We start from the raw sequence: 16,890 nt of genomic DNA on the forward strand, positions 1-16,890 counted from the left end.
GTGTGCGGCGGAGCGAGTTGCCGAGGGTGTATCCGAAGCCCGGCTCCAGCGGCTCGATCACGAACCGGGAACGGAACTCGTCGACGACCTCTTCGGTCAACGAAGGGCGCTGAGCGATCAGCATGAGGTAATGCCTCCAGTCTTCGGCACCCACTATTTGATGCCGAGGCTTCAAGGGTACGGGCGGTGCGGCACACACTGCGCCGCACCGCCCGGGACCGTGAGCCCTGCTACTTCGAGTAGAGCTCGACGATCAGCTGCTCCTGCACCTGGGTGTCGATCACCGGGCGCTCGGGCAGGTTGTGCACGAGGATCCGCAGACGTGAGGGAATCGCCTCCAGCCAGGCCGGGACGGTCCTCTCGCCGGCCTCCCCCTGAGCCACCTGGAAGGGGGTCAGGTTACGGGAGGACTCGCGGACCTCGACGATGTCGTTCGCGACGACACGGGCCGACGGGATGTCGGTCTTGACGCCGTTCACGAGGAAGTGGCCGTGACGGACCAGCTGCCGCGCATGATCACGCGACTTGGCGAAGCCCGCCCGGTAGACCACGTTGTCCAGCCGGGACTCGAGGATGCGGAGCAGGTTCTCACCGGTCTTGCCGGACCTGCGGTTCGCCTCCACGTAGTACCCGCGGAACTGCTTCTCAAGGACACCGTAGATGCGCGCGCACTTCTGCTTCTCGCGCATCTGCAGGAGGTACTCGCTGTCCTTGGTGCGCCCGCGTCCGTGCTCACCCGGGGGGTAAGGACGGATCTCGATCGGGCACTTTGCGCTCTCGCACTTGCTCCCCTTGAGGAAGAGCTTCTGCTTCTCCCGACGGCAACGCTTGCAGTCGGCCCCGGTGTAACGCGCCATTCCTGTTTGTCTCCTACCTGCTCAGCGGATTGCTGATCAGACGCGCCGGCGCTTCGGCGGGCGGCATCCGTTGTGCGGGGTCGGAGTGACGTCCTGGATCGAGCCGACCTCGAGGCCGGTGGCCTGGAGGGAGCGGATCGCGGTCTCACGGCCGGAGCCGGGGCCCTTGACGAACACATCGACCTTGCGCATGCCGTGCTCCTGCGCGCGACGCGCGGCCGACTCGGCGGCCATCTGCGCGGCGAACGGGGTCGACTTGCGCGAGCCCTTGAAGCCGACGTGGCCGGCGGAGGCCCAGGAGATCACGTTGCCGGACGGGTCCGTGATCGAAACGATGGTGTTGTTGAACGTGCTCTTGATGTGGGCGTGCCCATGAGCGACGTTCTTCTTCTCCTTGCGGCGCACCTTCTTGGCGCCGGCCTGACGGCCCTTCGGAGGCATATGTGGTTACTCCCGGTGGAGGTGGTCGGTCCTACAGCGAAGACCGCTGACGAGCGTCCGCTGAGGACTACTTCTTGCCCGGCTTCTTCTTGCCGGCGATGGCGCGACGCGGGCCCTTGCGGGTGCGCGCGTTGGTGTGGGTCCGCTGGCCGTGGACCGGCAGCCCACGACGGTGGCGCAGGCCCTGGTAGCAGCCGATCTCGACCTTGCGACGGATGTCCGCCTGGATCTCGCGACGGAGGTCACCCTCGGTCTTGATGTTGGCGTCCACGTACTCGCGGATCTTGACCAGGTCCTCTTCGTCCAGGTCGCGGACCCGGGTGTTCGGGTTCACGCCGGTGGCGGCGAGGGTCTGCTGGGCAAGGGTGCGGCCGATGCCGAAGACGTAGGTGAGGGCGACCTCCACACGCTTCTCGCGCGGGATGTCGACACCTGAAACGCGTGCCATTCAATGGCTCCTGTGGTGTCCGGGGGTCTTCCGCAGCACCGTTCCCGACCGCCGTACGAGGTACGGATCAGGTCTCCGGCCCCCGCCGGAGGTGCCGTCAGCCGGAGTGCTCCGACCGGACGGGTGCTGCGTATGTACATGTGTTGCTCGCGTGGCGCGAAGAACTGCGAGGTGCAGGTCGGCGTGCGTCAGCCCTGGCGCTGCTTGTGGCGCAGGTTGTCGCAGATGACCATGACCCGGCCGTGACGGCGGATCACCTTGCACTTGTCACAGATCTTCTTGACGCTCGGCTTGACCTTCATGGAATTCAGGTTCTCCGGGTCGTGAGATCTACTTGTAGCGGTAGACGATCCGTCCGCGCGTGAGGTCGTAGGGCGACAGCTCCACAACGACCCGGTCATCGGGAAGGATGCGGATGTAGTGCATGCGCATCTTGCCACTGATGTGCGCGAGGACCTTGTGACCGTTCTGGAGCTCCACCTTGAACATAGCGTTCGGCAGAGACTCGATCACGGTGCCCTCGATTTCGATGGCGCCTTGCTTCTTGGCCATGTCCTGCTTTCGGGATCGGCTACCTTGATCGGCTTTTGGCATGCCTGAAGACATGCCTGGGCCGACGTGACAGTCTACGTCAGCCGTTCCTGAAAGACGAATCCGGAGTGTATGCCCGCGAAAGATGATCGATAAGCGGGACGGAGGGGGCGCTCAGGCGAGCGGGTCCGGCGCGGCCGTGATCCCGTACTCCGCCAGCTTGGCCTTGCCGCCGTCGCGGGCGGTCAGGACCAGCGGGCCCTCCTCGGTGAGCGCGACGGAGTGCTCCCAGTGGGAGGACCAGGTGCCGTCGTCGGTCTTGACCGTCCACTCGTCCTCGAGGACGTGGGTGAGCGGAGTGCCGAGGCTGACCATCGGCTCGATGGCCAGGCACATGCCGGGCACCAGGCGCGGGCCCTTGCCGCGCTTGCGCGAGACGTAGTTCAGCAGATGGGGGTCCATGTGCATCTGCGAGCCGATGCCGTGGCCGCCGTACTCCTCGATGATCCCGTACTTGCCGCCGCCGGGCTTCGGCTGCCGGCGGATGTACGTCTCGATGGCACGGGAGATGTCGACCAGCCGGTCGCCCTTGCGGAAGGCAGCGATGCCCGCCCACATGGACTCCTCGGTCACCCGGCTGAGCTCGACGAGCTCCGGAGCGTGACCGCTGCCAACGAAAGCGGTGTAGGCCGCGTCGCCGTGCCAGCCGTCGACGATGGCGCCGCAGTCGATCGAGATGACGTCGCCGTCCTTGAGGACGGTCGCGGTGTCCGGGATGCCGTGGACGACGACGTCGTTCACGGAGGTGCAGATCGTGGCGGGGAACCCGCCGTAGCCCAGGAAGTTCGGCTTCGCACCGTGGTCGGCGAGCACCTTGCGGGCCACGTCGTCCAGATCCTTGGTGGTGGCCCCGGGGACGGCCGCCTCACGGGTGGCCTCGTGGATCGCGGCGACGACCAGGCCCGCCGCGCGCATCTTCGCGATCTGCTCGGGGGTCTTGATCTCCACCATCGGTCCTGGCCTTCCTTCGTCCCATCGGATACCTCAACGGTACGGCCGCGGGGTCCTGGGAGGACACCGCGGCCGCAACGGTCACGCATGTGTTCAGGCGGCGCTGCCGCCCGCGTCCTTCTTCTCCTGCAGCGCGTCCATCGCCCGCTTGGTCACCTCGGCGACCTTGCCCAGGGCCGAGATGGTGCGCACCAGGCCCTGCTGCTTGTAGTAGTCGATGATCGGCTCGGTCTTGCTGTGGTACTCCTCCAGCCGGACCCGCACCTTCTCCTCGGTGTCGTCCGACCGCTGGTACAGCTCACCACCGCACTCGTCGCACACGCCCTCGACCGCCGGAGGCCTGTAGGCCTCGTGGAAGACGTGGCCGCCGTCCTTGCGGCACAGCCGGCGACCGGCGATCCGCTTGACGACCTCCTCCTCGGGGACCTCCAGGTCCAGGACCGCGTCCAGCGCTATCCCGGCCTCGGCGAGGATCTTGTCGAGCGCCTGGGCCTGGCCCACGTTCCGCGGGAAGCCGTCGAGCAGGAAGCCGTTCTCGGCGTCCGGCTGCAGCATGCGGTCCTTGGCCATGCCGATGGTGATCTCGTCGGGGACCAGCCGGCCGGCATCGGTGTACTCCCGGGCCTTGAGGCCCAGCTCCGTGCCCTGGCTGATGTTCGCCCGGAAGAGGTCGCCCGTGGAGATGTGCGGGATCGACAAGTTCCTGGCAAGGTACGCGGCCTGCGTACCCTTGCCGGCCCCGGGAGGCCCGACGAGGACGATGCGCATCAGCGGAGGAACCCTTCGTAGTTACGCTGCTGAAGCTGGCTCTCGATCTGTTTCACGGTCTCCAGGCCGACACCCACGATGATGAGGATGCTCGTCCCGCCGAACGGGAAGTTCTGGTTCGCGTTGAACAGCACCAGCGCCACTGTGGGCACCAGGGCGATCAGACCCAGATACATCGCGCCCGGCCACGTGATGCGGTTGAGCACGTAGCTGAGGTACTCCGCGGTGGGACGACCAGCCCGGATGCCCGGGATGAACCCACCATACTTCTTCATGTTGTCCGCGACTTCTTCGGGGTTGAAGGAGATGGCCACGTAGAAGAAGGCAAAGAAGACAATCAGCAGGAAATACGCGGTGATGTAGATCGGGTGGTCGCCCTTGACCAGGTTGTCTCTGACCCAGTTTGCCCAGGTAGAGGTAGATCCACTGAACTGGACGACCAGTGACGGGATGTACAGGAGCGATGACGCGAAGATGACGGGAATCACACCCGCCTGGTTCACCTTGAGCGGGATGTAGGTGGAGGTTCCACCGTACGAACGACGCCCGATCATGCGCTTCGCGTACTGCACGGGGATACGGCGCTGCGCCTGCTCGACGAAGACGACGAGGGCGACCATCGCCAGACCCACCAGGATGACGGCCCCGAACTCGACCCAGCCGTCCGCGATGTTCCCGGACTTCTTGATCGCCCAGAGGGCACCGGGGAAGCCGGCCGCGATCGACAGGAACATCAGGATCGACATGCCGTTGCCGATGCCGCGGTCGGTGATCAGCTCGCCCAGCCACATGATGAGGGCGGTGCCCGCCGTCATCGTGATGACCATCGTGATCGTGGTGAAGATCGACTGGTCGGGGACGATGTTGAAACGGTCGGGACACTGCTGGAAGAGGCTGCCGGACCGGGCGGTGGCCACCAGACCGGTGCCCTGCAGGACCGCGAGCGCCACGGTGAGATAACGCGTGTACTGCGTGATCTTCGTCTGGCCGGCCTGGCCCTCCTTCTTGAGGGCTTCCAGGCGCGGGATGACCACGGTGAGCAGCTGCAGGATGATGCTCGCGGTGATGTACGGCATGATGCCGAGCGCGAAGATCGTGAGCTGCAGAAGCGCGCCGCCGCTGAAGAGGTTCACCAGGCCGAAGAGGCCCTGGTTCCCCCCGACCGCCTTGATGCAGGAGTTGACCACCTGGTAGTCGACCCCCGGGATCGGGATGTGGGCTCCCAGCCGGAACAGCACCATGATGGCCAGCGTGAACAGCAGCTTCTTGCGCAGGTCGGGCGTCTTGAACGCCCGGGCGAACGCGGTGAGCACGGTGCCTCCTGCGCCCCCCGCTTCTTGGGCGGGAGGTGACGGTGTTGAAAGCTACGAATGGTGGAACTGCAAAACGATGGGGCTGCCTGACCCGCGTCAGCGCACAGGCTCCGCAAGACTAGCCCGGCCCACCTTACCGGCGAGCATCCGTCCCCGGAATGACCAACCGGGGATGCCCCGCACGAAAGTGCGGAACATCCCCGGCTGGATGCGGCATCACTGTCAGACGAGCTCGGTGACCGAGCCGCCCGCGGCGGTGATCTTCTCCTTGGCGGAGCCGGAGACCGCGTCAACGGTCACCTGCAGCGCCACGGAGACCTCGCCGGTGCCGAGCACCTTGACGAGCTGGTTCTTCCGCACGGCACCCTTGGCGACCAGGTCGGCCACCGTGACCTCGCCACCCTCGGGGTAGAGCGCGGCCAGCTTGTCCAGGTTCACGACCTGGAACTCGGTGCGGAACGGGTTCTTGAAGCCCTTCAGCTTCGGGAGGCGCATGTGGAGGGGCATCTGCCCACCCTCGAAGCGCTCCGGAACCTGGTAACGGGCCTTCGTGCCCTTGGTACCACGACCGGCCGTCTTGCCCTTGGAGCCCTCACCACGACCGACACGGGTCTTGGCGGTCTTGGCGCCCGGGGCCGGACGGAGGTTGTGGACCTTCAGCGGAGACTGCTCTCCCATGTCAGTCGACCTCCTCGACCGTGACGAGGTGGCGGACGGTGTGGACCATGCCGCGGATCTCCGGGCGGTCCTCCTTGACCACGACGTCGTTCAGCCGCTTCAGGCCGAGCGAACGCAGGGTGTCACGGTGGTTCTGCTTGCTGCCGATGTAGGACTTGACCTGCGTGACCTTGAGGCGAGCCATCACGCACCCACCCCAGCACGCGCACGCAGCAGAGCGGCCGGAGCCACGTCCTCGAGCGGCAGACCACGACGGGCGGCGATCTCCTCGGGGCGCTGCAGGCCCTTCAGAGCCTCCACCGTGGCGTGCACGATGTTGATCGCGTTGTCGGAGCCGAGCGACTTCGACAGCACGTCGTGGATGCCGGCGCACTCCAGAACGGCGCGCACCGGACCACCGGCGATCACACCCGTACCGGGGGAAGCAGGCTTGAGCAGGACGACGCCCGCGGCCTTCTCGCCCTGGATCGGGTGGGGGATGGTGCCCTGGATGCGGGGGACCTTGAAGAAGTGCTTCTTGGCCTCCTCAACGCCCTTGGCGATGGCGGCCGGCACCTCCTTGGCCTTGCCGTAACCGACACCCACGGTGCCGTCACCATCGCCCACCACGACCAGCGCGGTGAAGCTGAAGCGACGACCACCCTTCACAACCTTGGCGACGCGGTTGATCGCGACGACGCGCTCAACGTACGCGGTCTTCTCGGCGGCAGCTGCGCCGCCGTCACGGCCCTTCCGGTCCCGCCGCTCGCCGCCACCGGCACCGCCACCGCGGCGCTGGGGTCCAGCCATTGGATTTACCTCTCTCTGTTTCCGCTAGCTACGGAACCGGCTCAGAAACCGAGCCCGGCTTCGCGGGCGGCGTCGGCCAGGGCAGCGATGCGACCGGCGTACCGGTTGCCACCGCGGTCGAACACAACGGTCCCGACGCCGGCCGCCTTGGCCCGCTCGGCGACCAGCTGGCCGACCTTCTTCGCCTGCTCGGTCTTGTCACCCTCGGCACCCCGGATCGAGGTGTCCAGGTGCGAGGCCGAGGCCAGGGTGTGGCCCTTCAGGTCGTCGATGACCTGCGCCGTGATGCCCCGGTTGGAACGGGTCACGACCAGGCGCGGACGCACCTCGGTGCCCGAGATCCGCTTGCGGACGCGGATGTGGCGACGCTTCTTGGCAGCGCCCTTGTAAGCGTCGCCCTTGGCGATCTTCACGCCGTATGCCATGGCTTACTTACCAGCCTTTCCGACCTTGCGGCGGATGACTTCGCCCTCGTACTTGACGCCCTTGGCCTTGTACGGGTCGGGCTTCCGCAGCTTGCGGATGTTCGCGGCGACCTCGCCGACCTTCTGCTTGTCGATGCCCTCGACCGAGAACTTGGTGGGGCTCTCGACCTTGAAGGAGATGCCCTCCGGGGCCTCGACCAGGATCGGGTGGCTGTAGCCCAGGGCGAACTCCAGGTTGGAGCCCTTCGCCTGGACGCGGTAGCCGACACCGCTGATCTCGAGCTTCTTCACGTAGCCCGCGGTCACGCCGGTGATCATGTTCGCCACCAGCGTGCGGGACAGGCCGTGCAGGGCCTTGTTCATACGCTCGTCGTTCGGACGCGACACCTGAAGGGTGCCGTCCTCGCTCTTGACGATGTCGATCGGCGCGGCAACGGTGTGGGTCAGGGAACCCTTGGGGCCCTTCACCGAGACCGTCCGGCCATCGATGGTGACGTCCACGCCGGCGGGAACCGGGATGGGCAGCCGTCCAATACGCGACATGGCTATACCTCCGTTTCCCGACTACCAGACGTAGGCGAGGACTTCCCCACCCACGCCCTTCTTGTTGGCCTGCTTGTCGGTGAGGAGACCGTGGGAGGTGGAGATGATCGCCACGCCCAGGCCGCCGAGCACCTTCGGCAGGTTGGTGGACTTTGCATAGACCCGCAGACCGGGCTTGCTGATGCGCTTGATGCCGGCGATCGAGCGCTCGCGGTTCGGACCGAACTTCAGGTCGATGGTGAGGTTCTTGCCGACCTCGGCGTCCTCGACCTTCCAGCCCTGGATGTAGCCCTCCTGCTGGAGGATCTCCGCGATGTGCGACTTGATCTTGCTGAACGGCATGGTGACCTCGTCGTGGTACGCGGAGTTCGCGTTCCGCAGACGCGTCAGCATGTCTGCGATCGGGTCAGTCATGGTCATGTGATGGCCTTAGGCCTCTCTCGCCGGGGTTTCCTATATGCGCCATCCCTCTCCCCCATGAGGCTGGGGACGGGTGCGGCGCGGGGACCTACGGCGTAGTAAGACGGTCATGGGCGGCGGGCGCCCAACCCTTCTACCCTACGGTATTCAGGGCTGGGCTCCCGCCACTCATCTGCTTACCGAGAGCCCTGGTGGTCTACCAGGAGCTCTTGGTCACGCCCGGCAGCTCACCGCGGTGCGCCATCTCACGAAGGCACACGCGGCAGAGGCCGAACTTGCGGTACACGGAGTGCGGACGGCCACAGCGCTGGCAGCGCGTGTAGCCACGCACGCCGAACTTGGGCTTGCGGGCGGCCTTCGCGATAAGAGCCTTCTTCGCCACGGCTCACGCCTCCTTGAACGGGAAGCCGAGGTGACGAAGGAGCGCGCGGCCCTCAGCGTCGTTGGTCGCCGTGGTCACCACGGTGATGTCCATACCCCGGGTGCGGTCGATCTTGTCCTGGTCGATCTCGTGGAACATGACCTGCTCCGTGAGACCGAAGGTGTAGTTGCCACGGCCGTCGAACTGCTTCGGCGACAGACCGCGGAAGTCGCGGATGCGCGGGAGCGCGAGCGACAGCAGACGGTCCAGGAACTCCCACATGCGGTCACCGCGGAGGGTGACGTGGGCGCCGATCGGCTGACCCTCACGCAGCTTGAACTGCGCGATGGACTTCCGGGCCTTGGTGACGGCCGGCTTCTGGCCGGTGATCGTGGTGAGGTCGCGGATCGCGCCCTCGATCAGCTTGGAGTCGCGGGCGGCGTCGCCCACACCCATGTTGACCACGATCTTGGTGAGGCCGGGGATCTGCATGACGTTCTCGTACTGGAACTCGTCACGCATCTTGCCCGCGATCTCCTCGCGGTAGCGCGCCTTCAGACGAGGCGAAGTGGTGGCAGTCATCAGATGTCCTCACCCGTCCGCTTGGCAACGCGGATCTTGTTGCCCTCGTCGTCGAAGCGGTAGCCGACGCGAGTCACGACCTTGTTGCCGTCCTTCTCAACGACCAGCTGGACGTTGGAGACGTGGACGGGCGCCTCGGTCGTGATGATGCCGCCGGTCTTCGAACCGCGAGCGGTCTGGCCGGCCTTGGTGTGCTTCTTGACCCGGTTGACACCCTCGACCAGGACACGGTCCTCAGTGGGGTAGGCCGCGATGACCTTGCCCTGCTTGCCCTTGTCCTTACCGGTGATGACCTGGACCAGGTCGCCCTTCTTGATCTTCATCGGTTACAGCACCTCCGGCGCGAGCGAGACGATCTTCATGAACTTCTTCTCGCGCAGCTCCCGGCCCACGGGGCCGAAGATGCGGGTGCCGCGGGGGTCACCGTCGTTCTTGAGGATGACGGCCGCGTTCTCGTCGAAACGAATGTACGAACCGTCGGGACGGCGGCGCTCCTTGACGGTGCGCACGACGACCGCCTTGACGACGTCGCCCTTCTTCACGTTGCCACCGGGGATCGCGTCCTTGACGGTGGCGACGATGACGTCACCGATTCCCGCGTAGCGGCGACCGGAGCCACCGAGCACACGGATGCAAAGGATCTCCTTTGCGCCCGTGTTGTCGGCGACACGAAGTCGCGACTCCTGCTGGATCACGTCTATCTCCTGATCGTCTGCCGGTTCCCTCCGGGGCGGGCCCGGAGAGCCTGGCGGAACCGTCCTGCGGGGAACCCCCCGCAGGAATTACGTGCCGGCCGGCCGAGCGGTGTTACTTGGCCTTCTCGAGGATCTCGACGACGCGCCAGCGCTTGCTCGCGGACAGCGGCCGGGTCTCCATGAGGAGGACACGGTCGCCGACGCCCGCGGCGTTCTGCTCGTCGTGCGCCTTGAGCTTGTTGGTACGGCGGATGACCTTGCCGTACAGGGCGTGCTTCACACGGTCCTCGACGGCGACCACAACGGTCTTGTCCATCTTGTCGCTGACCACGAGGCCCTCACGGGTCTTGCGGTCGCCGCGCTGCTCGCTGCTCTCAGTCACATTCTTCTCGCTCATCAGGCGCTCTCCACCGTCTCGATGCCGAGCTCACGCTCACGCATGAGGGTGTAGATCCGGGCGATGTCCTTGCGGACAACCTTCAGCCGGGAGTTGTTCTCGAGCTGTCCGGTGGCCGCCTGGAAGCGGAGGTTGAACAGCTCCTCCTTGGCCTCACGCAGCTTGCCGACGAGTTCCTCGTCGCCCAGCTGGCGCAGCTCGGTCGCCTTGGTACCGGCCGCCATTACAGCTCACCTGCCTCGCGCCGGACGATCCGGCACTTCATCGGAAGCTTGTGGGCGGCTCGGGTGAGCGCCTCACGCGCAACCTTCTCGTTCGGGAAGGACAGCTCGAACATCACCCGACCGGGCTTGACGTTCGCGACCCACCACTCCGGGGAGCCCTTACCGGAACCCATGCGGGTTTCGGCCGGCTTCTTCGTGAGCGGACGGTCCGGGTAGATGTTGATCCAGACCTTGCCGCCACGGCGGATGTGACGGGTGATGGCGATACGAGCGGACTCGATCTGCCGGTTCGTCACGTACGCGGGGGTGACGGCCTGGATGCCGTACTCACCGAACGCCAGCTCGGTGCCACCCTTGGCCATGCCATCACGCTTCGGGTGGTGCTGCTTACGGTGCTTGACCCGACGGGGGATCAGCATGGGGGTCAGGCCTCCGTTCCGGTGGTCTCCGCGGCCGGAGCCTCAGCGGTGGTCACCTCGGCCTTGGGGGCCTGGGCGTCACCCTGGGGACGACGGCCACGGCCGCCGCGCTCGCCACCGCGGCGCTGCGGACGGTCGTTGCCACCACCACGGGCCGGACGGTTGCCGGCACGGGCGGCGGCGTTGTCGGCGCGGACCTCGGCGATGTTCTTGACATTGCCCTTGTAGATCCACACCTTCACGCCGATGCGGCCGAAGGTCGTACGGGCCTCGAAGAAGCCGTAGTCGACGTTGGCGCGCAGGGTGTGCAGCGGGACGCGACCCTCGCGGTAGAACTCCGAGCGGGACATCTCGGCGCCGCCGAGACGGCCACCGCACTGGATCTTGATGCCCTTGGCGCCGGCCTTCATCGTGCTCTGCATCGACTTGCGCATGGCACGACGGAAGGAGACGCGGGAGGACAGCTGCTCGGCGACGGCCTGGGCCACCAGCTGAGCGTCCGTCTCCGGGTTCTTGACCTCGAGGATGTTCAGCTGGACCTGCTTGCCGGTCAGCTTCTCCAGGTCACCGCGGATGCGGTCGGCCTCCGCGCCGCGACGGCCGATGACGATGCCCGGCCGGGCGGTGTGGATGTCGACGCGGACGCGGTCACGGGTGCGCTCGATCTCGACCTTCGAGATGCCGGCCCGCTCCATGCCCTGCGTCATCATCCGGCGGATGGCGACGTCTTCCTTGACGTAGTCCTTGTACAGCTTGTCGGCGTACCAGCGGGACTTGAAGTCCGTGGTGATGCCGAGGCGGAACCCGTACGGGTTAACCTTCTGGCCCATTACCGGGTTCCTTCCTTGCTGCTGACGACCACGGTGATGTGGCTGGTCCGCTTACGGATCCGGTAGGCACGGCCCTGCGCACGCGGACGGAACCGCTTCAGGGTCGGGCCCTCGTCCACGAACGCCTCGCTGATGTACAGCGACTGGGCGTCGGTGTGGTCGTAGTTGTGCGCGGCGTTGGCAATGGCGCTGTCGAGCACCTTGCCCACCGGCACGCTCGCGGCCTGCGGGGCGAAACGCAGGACCGCCTGAGCCTCCGTGGCACTCATGCCACGGATGAGGTCCACCACGCGGCGGGCCTTCATGGGCGTGACGCGGATGTACCGCGCCTGGGCCCTGGCTTCCATGGTTGTCCCTTCGGTGTCTGTCTGTGTCGTCACTGTTCCGCTCCGCAGGTCAGCGACGACGCGACTTGCGGTCGTCCTTCTCGTGGCCGCGGAAGGTGCGGGTCGGCGCGAACTCGCCGAGCTTGTGGCCGACCATCGACTCGGTGACAAACACCGGGACGTGCTTACGGCCGTCGTGCACCGCGATCGTGTGGCCCAGCATCGCCGGGATGATCATCGAGCGGCGGGACCAGGTCTTGATGACGTTGTGGGTACCGGCCTCGTTCTGAACGTCCACCTTCTTGATCAGGTGGTCGTCGACGAAGGGCCCCTTCTTGAGACTACGCGGCATCTAAACCCGCTCCTAGCGCTTCTTGTTCGTCTTGCGGCGGCGGACGATGTACTTGCTGCTGGCCTTCTTCGGCGAGCGAGTACGACCTTCCTTCTGGCCCCACGGGCTGACCGGGTGGCGACCACCGGAGGTCTTGCCCTCACCACCACCGTGCGGGTGGTCGACGGGGTTCATGGCCACACCGCGGACGGTCGGGCGGACGCCCTTCCAGCGCATACGGCCGGCCTTGCCCCAGTTGATGTTCGACTGCTCGGCGTTGCCGACCTCGCCGATGGTGGCGCGGCAGCGCGCGTCGACCAGCCGGACTTCACCGGAGGGCATGCGAAGGGTGGCCATGGAGCCCTCCTTCGCCAGCAGCTGCACGGAAGAACCCGCGGAACGGGAGATCTTCGCGCCGCCGCCGGGACGCAGCTCGATGGCGTGGACGGTCGTACCCACCGGGATGTAGCGCAGCGGCAGGTTGTTGCCCGGCTTGATGTCGGCGCCAGGGCCGTTCTCGATCCGGTCACCCTGGCTCAGCTTGGCCGGGGCCAGGATGTAGCGCTTCTCGCCGTCCGCGTAGTGGAGCAGCGCGATGCGCGCGGTGCGGTTGGGGTCGTACTCGATGTGCGCGACCTTGGCCGGCACGCCGTCCTTGTCGTGACGACGGAAGTCGATCACGCGGTAGGCGCGCTTGTGGCCACCGCCCTGGTGGCGAACGGTCACACGACCGGCGTTGTTACGGCCGCCCTTGCTGTGCAGGGGGCGGACCAGCGACTTCTCCGGCGTGGACCGCGTGATCTCGACGAAGTCGGCGACGCTGGAGCCACGACGGCCCGGGGTCGTCGGCTTGTACTTGCGGATACCCATTTCTCAGTCCTCGGAAGATTCCGGACTTCTGAACGTTCCGGCCTCCGTTAGGAGACCGGGCCGCCGAAGATGTCGATGCGGTCGCCCTCAGCGAGGGTCACGATGGCGCGCTTGGTGTCCTTGCGCTTGCCGAAACCGGTCTTGGTGCGCTTGCGCTTACCCTGACGGTTGATCGTGTTGACCCCGGTGACCTTGACCGAGAAGACCGCCTCGACGGCCTGCTTGATCTGGGTCTTGTTGGCACGCGGGTCGACGACGAACGTGTACTTGTTCTCGTCCAGCAGCGCGTAGCTCTTCTCGGAGACCACCGGCTTGACCAGGATGTCACGGTGGTCCGTGAAGGTCTTGCTGGTGATCGCGGTCTGCTCGGCCATCAGGCGTCGCTCCCTTCGGTCTCGGCGGCGCCGTTACCGGTGAAGCGGTCGAAGGCGGCCTTGGTGAAGACCACGTCGTCGGAGACGAGCACGTCGTACGTGTTCAGCTGGCCGGCCTCCAGGATGTGGACCTGGGGCAGGTTGCGGGCGGAGAGCCACGCGACCTCTTCGGCGCGGTCGGCGACGAGCAGCACGTTCTTGCGGTCGCTGATCTTGCCCAGCAGCGTCTTCGCGGCCTTCGTCGACGGGGCCTCGCCCTCGACGACGCCGGTCACGACGTGGATGCGGTTGTGACGCGCCCGATCGGTGAGGGCACCGCGCAGGGCGGCGGCCTTCATCTTCTTCGGGGTCCGCTGCGAGTAGTCACGCGGCACGGGACCGTGCACGACGCCACCACCGGCGAACTGCGGGGCGCGGGTCGAACCCTGACGGGCGCGGCCGGTGCCCTTCTGGCGGTACGGCTTCTTGCCGCCACCGCGGACCTCGCCACGCGTCTTGACCTTGTGCGTGCCCTGACGGGCGGCGGCCAGCTGCGCCACGACGACCTGGTGGATCAGCGGGATGCTGACCTTCGCGTCGAAGATCTCGCCCGGGAGCTCAACGGTCCCGGTCTTGTCGCCGGCGGGCGACAGAATGTCAATGGTGCTCATATCCTCAGGCCCCCTTGGCCGCGGTGCGGACCAGGACGAGGCCGCCGTTCGGGCCGGGAACCGCGCCCTTGATGAGCAGCAGGCCCTTCTCCGCGTCAACAGCGTGGACGGTCAGGTTCTGGGTGGTGACCCGCTCGTTGCCCATGCGGCCCGCCATGCGCAGACCCTTGAACACACGGCCCGGGGTGGCGCAGCCACCGATGGAGCCGGGAGAGCGGTGCTTGCGCTGGGTGCCGTGACCGGCGCCGAGGCCCTTGAAGTTGTGACGCTTCATGACACCGGCGAAGCCCTTGCCCTTGCTCTTGCCGGTGACGTCCACCTTCACGCCGGCCTCGAACACCTCGGCGGTGATCTCCTGGCCGAGGGTGTACTCCGCGGCGTCCGCGGTGCGGAGCTCCACCAGGTGGCGGCGGGGGGTCACGTCGGCCTTGGCGAAGTGGCCCTTGAGGGGCTTGTTCACCTTGCGCGGGTCGATCTCGCCGAAGGCGATCTGGACCGACTCGTAACCGTCGACGTCGTTCGTGCGCACCTGGGTCACGACGTTCGGACCGGCCTTGACCACGGTCACCGGGACGACACGGTTGTTCTCGTCCCAGACCTGGGTCATGCCGAGCTTCTCGCCCAGGATGCCCTTGATCTGCTTAGCCATCTGTTCCGCGCCTCTCAGAGCTTGATCTCGATGTCGACGCCGGCCGGAAGGTCCAGGCGCATCAACGAGTCAACGGTCTTGGGCGTCGGGTCGAGGATGTCGATCAGGCGCTTGTGCGTGCGCATCTCGAAGTGCTCGCGCGAGTCCTTGTACTTGTGCGGCGACTTGATGACGCAGTACACGTTCTTCTCAGTGGGCAGCGGCACCGGGCCCGCGACCTGCGCACCAGTACGCGTCACCGTCTCGACGATCTTCTTCGCCGAGGAGTCGATGACCTCGTGGTCGTAGGCCTTGAGCCGGATGCGGATCTTCTGTCCCGCCATGGCTACTTCGTAGTCCTGTCTGCTAGTGAACGCTCTGGAACTCGGTGGTTCGACCGTCTTCTCCGACCCACGCGGTCGGGCGTGTCGCTTCCCTTCCCTTAAATCTCCGCATGGCGGAGACCCTCAGGGAGGGGATACGTGGGAGAAGACACCCACCGAGCGCCTGGCGAGCACCCCGCTGACGCTTCCCGGAAGATTCCCGTACGTCCGCCACCCCGCCTGGGGCGGAGAGTGACGACGAGTACTGTGGGACTCGCTTCCGGTCCTCCCGACGGGAGGCGCGCAGCATCGGCACTCGACCGAGCAACCCGGCTAGTCTGCCATACCGGACGGGCCGGACGCCAATCGGGGCGCAGTACCTTACCCCCCGGCCCCGCTCCCCCAAACCCGGGTCAGAGTCCGGATGTGTACACCAGCAGCCGCGGGGTGCCGGTTGGGGCGTCCACGGGGACACCGGGGGTGGCGTTGGCGAGCAGCCAGGAGGCGAGGAAGGGCGTGTCGGCGTCCCCGTACGTGTCCTTGTAGAGCGCCGCCACTCCCGTGACGTGCGGGGCGGCCATCGAGGTGCCGCTCATGCGGACCAGACCGCCGCCCATGGCCGCGGAGGTGATCCCCGTCCCCGGGGCGCTGATGTCCACGCAGCCGCCCCAGTTGCTGAAGGACGCCTTGCGGTCCGACTCGTCGGTCGCGGCCACCGTGAACGCGCCCGGCGCGCCGGCCGGGGAGACCCCGCAGGCGTCCTCGTCGGAGTTGCCCGCGGCGACGACCGGGAAGACCCCGGCGGCCGCCAGCCCCTCCACCGCGCGGTCGGCCGCGTCGCTGTGGGCGCCGCCGGTCGACAGGTTGGCGACCGCGGGCCGCACCGCATGGGCCGCCACCCAGTTCATCCCGGCGACCACCGTGGCCACCGACCCGCGGCCGTCGCAGCCCAGCACCCGCACCGAGACCAGCTTCGTGGCCCTGGCGACCCCGGTGGTGGCGCCGCCGACGGTACCCGCGACGTGCGTGCCGTGGCCGTTGCAGTCGGCGCCGTCACGGCCGTCCTCCACCGCGTCGAACCCGGGCGCCGCCCGCCCGCCGAACTCGGCGTGCCCGAAGTCGATACCGGTGTCGATGACATACGAGGTGACCTTGGCGCCCGTCGCCCGCACCCCGAGGGACGCGCCGTCGCGGGCCCGGCTGCCGATGCGGGCCAGGCCCCAGGACGCTCCGGCGGCGGCCGCCGCCGTCTGCGCGGCCGGCTTCGGTGCCGCGACCTCGGCGTCCTGCTCCACGGCCTCCACCCCGGGCACCGCGCGCAGCCGCGTGACCTGTCCGTCCGTCAGCCGGGCGGCGAAGCCCACCAGCGCGCTGGTGTACGTGAACATCGCCCGCGCCTCGACGCTGCGCAGCACCGTGCCCGGGTCCGTGCCCGGTCGCAGCATCACCAGGTACTGCCCGGTGATGCCGCCCTGCGCCGCCATCCTCAGCGGGGCCCCCGGCGGCTCCGGTGCCGCGACGGCCCCGCCGAGGGCAGGCAGGACGGCCGTCAGGAGGGCGGCGGCGACCACTGCCCGGCGCTGGGACAGGCGCATGGCGGGCTCCTCGGGGGACTCGTACGGGTGTACACCGAACGTCACAAGTCGTAACACCGAG

The 16,890-nt window shown here is 67.1% G+C and carries 30 protein-coding genes and 1 pseudogene; all 31 read right to left on the reverse strand.

The window, feature by feature from the left end; translation table 11 throughout:
• Positions 1-124 (reverse strand): annotated as a pseudogene (locus PV342_RS19225) (DNA-directed RNA polymerase subunit alpha); the annotation flags it as partial.
• A 106-nt stretch (positions 125-230) separates the two neighbouring features.
• On the reverse strand, positions 231-857 hold the full coding sequence (rpsD, locus tag PV342_RS19230) for a 30S ribosomal protein S4 (RefSeq protein WP_018558891.1): 627 nt from the start codon (positions 855-857) through the stop codon (positions 231-233).
• A gap of 36 nt (positions 858-893) precedes the next feature.
• A complete protein-coding gene (gene rpsK / locus PV342_RS19235; RefSeq protein ID WP_018558890.1) occupies positions 894-1,298 on the reverse strand; it encodes a 30S ribosomal protein S11 in 405 nt (134 codons plus the stop codon).
• A 67-nt stretch (positions 1,299-1,365) separates the two neighbouring features.
• Positions 1,366-1,746 (reverse strand): 30S ribosomal protein S13, encoded by a 381-nt coding sequence (gene rpsM, locus PV342_RS19240; protein WP_018558889.1) that lies wholly within the window; start codon positions 1,744-1,746, stop codon positions 1,366-1,368.
• 188 nt (positions 1,747-1,934) lie between these two features.
• Positions 1,935-2,048, reverse strand: a complete 114-nt coding sequence (rpmJ, locus tag PV342_RS19245; RefSeq protein ID WP_003956441.1) for a 50S ribosomal protein L36 — start codon at positions 2,046-2,048, stop codon at positions 1,935-1,937.
• Positions 2,049-2,076: 28 nt separating this feature from the next.
• On the reverse strand, positions 2,077-2,298 hold the full coding sequence (gene infA / locus PV342_RS19250; protein WP_003956442.1) for a translation initiation factor IF-1: 222 nt from the start codon (positions 2,296-2,298) through the stop codon (positions 2,077-2,079).
• A gap of 153 nt (positions 2,299-2,451) precedes the next feature.
• A complete protein-coding gene (gene map / locus PV342_RS19255) occupies positions 2,452-3,288 on the reverse strand; it encodes a type I methionyl aminopeptidase (RefSeq protein ID WP_018558888.1) in 837 nt (278 codons plus the stop codon).
• 93 nt (positions 3,289-3,381) lie between these two features.
• Positions 3,382-4,056, reverse strand: coding sequence for an adenylate kinase (locus PV342_RS19260; RefSeq protein ID WP_386991376.1), 675 nt, complete (start codon positions 4,054-4,056; stop codon positions 3,382-3,384).
• Positions 4,056-5,369, reverse strand: a complete 1,314-nt coding sequence (gene secY, locus PV342_RS19265; protein WP_018558886.1) for a preprotein translocase subunit SecY — start codon at positions 5,367-5,369, stop codon at positions 4,056-4,058. Before secY ends, PV342_RS19260 begins: the two co-directional genes overlap by 1 nt.
• 222 nt (positions 5,370-5,591) lie before the next feature.
• The gene (gene rplO, locus PV342_RS19270) at positions 5,592-6,047 is read right to left on the reverse strand and encodes a 50S ribosomal protein L15 (RefSeq protein WP_018558885.1); all 456 of its coding nucleotides are present in this window, start codon (positions 6,045-6,047) and stop codon (positions 5,592-5,594) included.
• Position 6,048: 1 nt separating this feature from the next.
• Positions 6,049-6,231 carry a 50S ribosomal protein L30 gene (gene rpmD, locus PV342_RS19275; RefSeq protein ID WP_018558884.1) on the reverse strand — a complete coding sequence of 61 codons (183 nt, stop codon included), beginning with the start codon at positions 6,229-6,231 and terminating at the stop codon, positions 6,049-6,051.
• A complete protein-coding gene (gene rpsE / locus PV342_RS19280; protein ID WP_003998815.1) occupies positions 6,231-6,836 on the reverse strand; it encodes a 30S ribosomal protein S5 in 606 nt (201 codons plus the stop codon). The genes rpmD and rpsE overlap by 1 nt, the downstream gene beginning before the upstream one ends.
• A gap of 41 nt (positions 6,837-6,877) precedes the next feature.
• Positions 6,878-7,261 carry a 50S ribosomal protein L18 gene (rplR, locus tag PV342_RS19285; protein WP_018558883.1) on the reverse strand — a complete coding sequence of 128 codons (384 nt, stop codon included), beginning with the start codon at positions 7,259-7,261 and terminating at the stop codon, positions 6,878-6,880.
• Between the two features lie 3 nt (positions 7,262-7,264).
• Positions 7,265-7,804 carry a 50S ribosomal protein L6 gene (rplF, locus tag PV342_RS19290; RefSeq protein ID WP_018558882.1) on the reverse strand — a complete coding sequence of 180 codons (540 nt, stop codon included), beginning with the start codon at positions 7,802-7,804 and terminating at the stop codon, positions 7,265-7,267.
• 21 nt (positions 7,805-7,825) lie between these two features.
• Positions 7,826-8,224, reverse strand: coding sequence for a 30S ribosomal protein S8 (rpsH, locus tag PV342_RS19295; RefSeq protein WP_018558881.1), 399 nt, complete (start codon positions 8,222-8,224; stop codon positions 7,826-7,828).
• Positions 8,225-8,420: 196 nt separating this feature from the next.
• Positions 8,421-8,606, reverse strand: coding sequence for a type Z 30S ribosomal protein S14 (locus PV342_RS19300; RefSeq protein ID WP_003948630.1), 186 nt, complete (start codon positions 8,604-8,606; stop codon positions 8,421-8,423).
• A 3-nt stretch (positions 8,607-8,609) separates the two neighbouring features.
• Entirely contained in the window at positions 8,610-9,167 is a 558-nt protein-coding gene (rplE, locus tag PV342_RS19305) for a 50S ribosomal protein L5 (RefSeq protein ID WP_018558880.1), read from the reverse strand.
• Positions 9,167-9,490 carry a 50S ribosomal protein L24 gene (gene rplX, locus PV342_RS19310; protein ID WP_018558879.1) on the reverse strand — a complete coding sequence of 108 codons (324 nt, stop codon included), beginning with the start codon at positions 9,488-9,490 and terminating at the stop codon, positions 9,167-9,169. The genes rplE and rplX overlap by 1 nt, the downstream gene beginning before the upstream one ends.
• A gap of 3 nt (positions 9,491-9,493) precedes the next feature.
• Positions 9,494-9,862 (reverse strand): 50S ribosomal protein L14, encoded by a 369-nt coding sequence (rplN, locus tag PV342_RS19315; protein WP_004946682.1) that lies wholly within the window; start codon positions 9,860-9,862, stop codon positions 9,494-9,496.
• Between the two features lie 112 nt (positions 9,863-9,974).
• Complete coding sequence (gene rpsQ, locus PV342_RS19320) at positions 9,975-10,259, reverse strand: 30S ribosomal protein S17 (RefSeq protein ID WP_018558878.1); 285 nt, start codon at positions 10,257-10,259, stop codon at positions 9,975-9,977.
• Positions 10,259-10,483 carry a 50S ribosomal protein L29 gene (gene rpmC / locus PV342_RS19325; protein ID WP_018558877.1) on the reverse strand — a complete coding sequence of 75 codons (225 nt, stop codon included), beginning with the start codon at positions 10,481-10,483 and terminating at the stop codon, positions 10,259-10,261. Before rpmC ends, rpsQ begins: the two co-directional genes overlap by 1 nt.
• Positions 10,483-10,902: a 50S ribosomal protein L16 gene (gene rplP, locus PV342_RS19330; RefSeq protein ID WP_018558876.1), complete on the reverse strand. Its 420-nt coding sequence runs from the start codon at positions 10,900-10,902 to the stop codon at positions 10,483-10,485. Before rplP ends, rpmC begins: the two co-directional genes overlap by 1 nt.
• A gap of 5 nt (positions 10,903-10,907) precedes the next feature.
• Positions 10,908-11,732, reverse strand: a complete 825-nt coding sequence (rpsC, locus tag PV342_RS19335; RefSeq protein WP_018558875.1) for a 30S ribosomal protein S3 — start codon at positions 11,730-11,732, stop codon at positions 10,908-10,910.
• A complete protein-coding gene (rplV, locus tag PV342_RS19340) occupies positions 11,732-12,079 on the reverse strand; it encodes a 50S ribosomal protein L22 (protein ID WP_018558874.1) in 348 nt (115 codons plus the stop codon). Before rplV ends, rpsC begins: the two co-directional genes overlap by 1 nt.
• Positions 12,080-12,128: 49 nt before the next feature.
• A complete protein-coding gene (rpsS, locus tag PV342_RS19345) occupies positions 12,129-12,410 on the reverse strand; it encodes a 30S ribosomal protein S19 (RefSeq protein WP_018558873.1) in 282 nt (93 codons plus the stop codon).
• Between the two features lie 12 nt (positions 12,411-12,422).
• Positions 12,423-13,259 carry a 50S ribosomal protein L2 gene (gene rplB / locus PV342_RS19350; protein ID WP_018558872.1) on the reverse strand — a complete coding sequence of 279 codons (837 nt, stop codon included), beginning with the start codon at positions 13,257-13,259 and terminating at the stop codon, positions 12,423-12,425.
• Between the two features lie 47 nt (positions 13,260-13,306).
• Positions 13,307-13,633, reverse strand: coding sequence for a 50S ribosomal protein L23 (gene rplW, locus PV342_RS19355; RefSeq protein ID WP_018558871.1), 327 nt, complete (start codon positions 13,631-13,633; stop codon positions 13,307-13,309).
• Positions 13,633-14,283: a 50S ribosomal protein L4 gene (gene rplD / locus PV342_RS19360; RefSeq protein ID WP_326572869.1), complete on the reverse strand. Its 651-nt coding sequence runs from the start codon at positions 14,281-14,283 to the stop codon at positions 13,633-13,635. Before rplD ends, rplW begins: the two co-directional genes overlap by 1 nt.
• Before the next feature lie 4 nt (positions 14,284-14,287).
• Complete coding sequence (gene rplC, locus PV342_RS19365) at positions 14,288-14,932, reverse strand: 50S ribosomal protein L3 (protein ID WP_018558869.1); 645 nt, start codon at positions 14,930-14,932, stop codon at positions 14,288-14,290.
• Between the two features lie 14 nt (positions 14,933-14,946).
• A complete protein-coding gene (gene rpsJ, locus PV342_RS19370; protein WP_014144312.1) occupies positions 14,947-15,255 on the reverse strand; it encodes a 30S ribosomal protein S10 in 309 nt (102 codons plus the stop codon).
• Between the two features lie 392 nt (positions 15,256-15,647).
• The gene (locus PV342_RS19375; RefSeq protein WP_400804475.1) at positions 15,648-16,829 is read right to left on the reverse strand and encodes a S8 family peptidase; all 1,182 of its coding nucleotides are present in this window, start codon (positions 16,827-16,829) and stop codon (positions 15,648-15,650) included.
• Between the last annotated feature and the right edge of the window lie 61 nt (positions 16,830-16,890).

It is taken from the genome of Streptomyces sp. PA03-3a (assembly GCF_033792735.1).
Classification (GTDB): domain Bacteria; phylum Actinomycetota; class Actinomycetes; order Streptomycetales; family Streptomycetaceae; genus Actinacidiphila.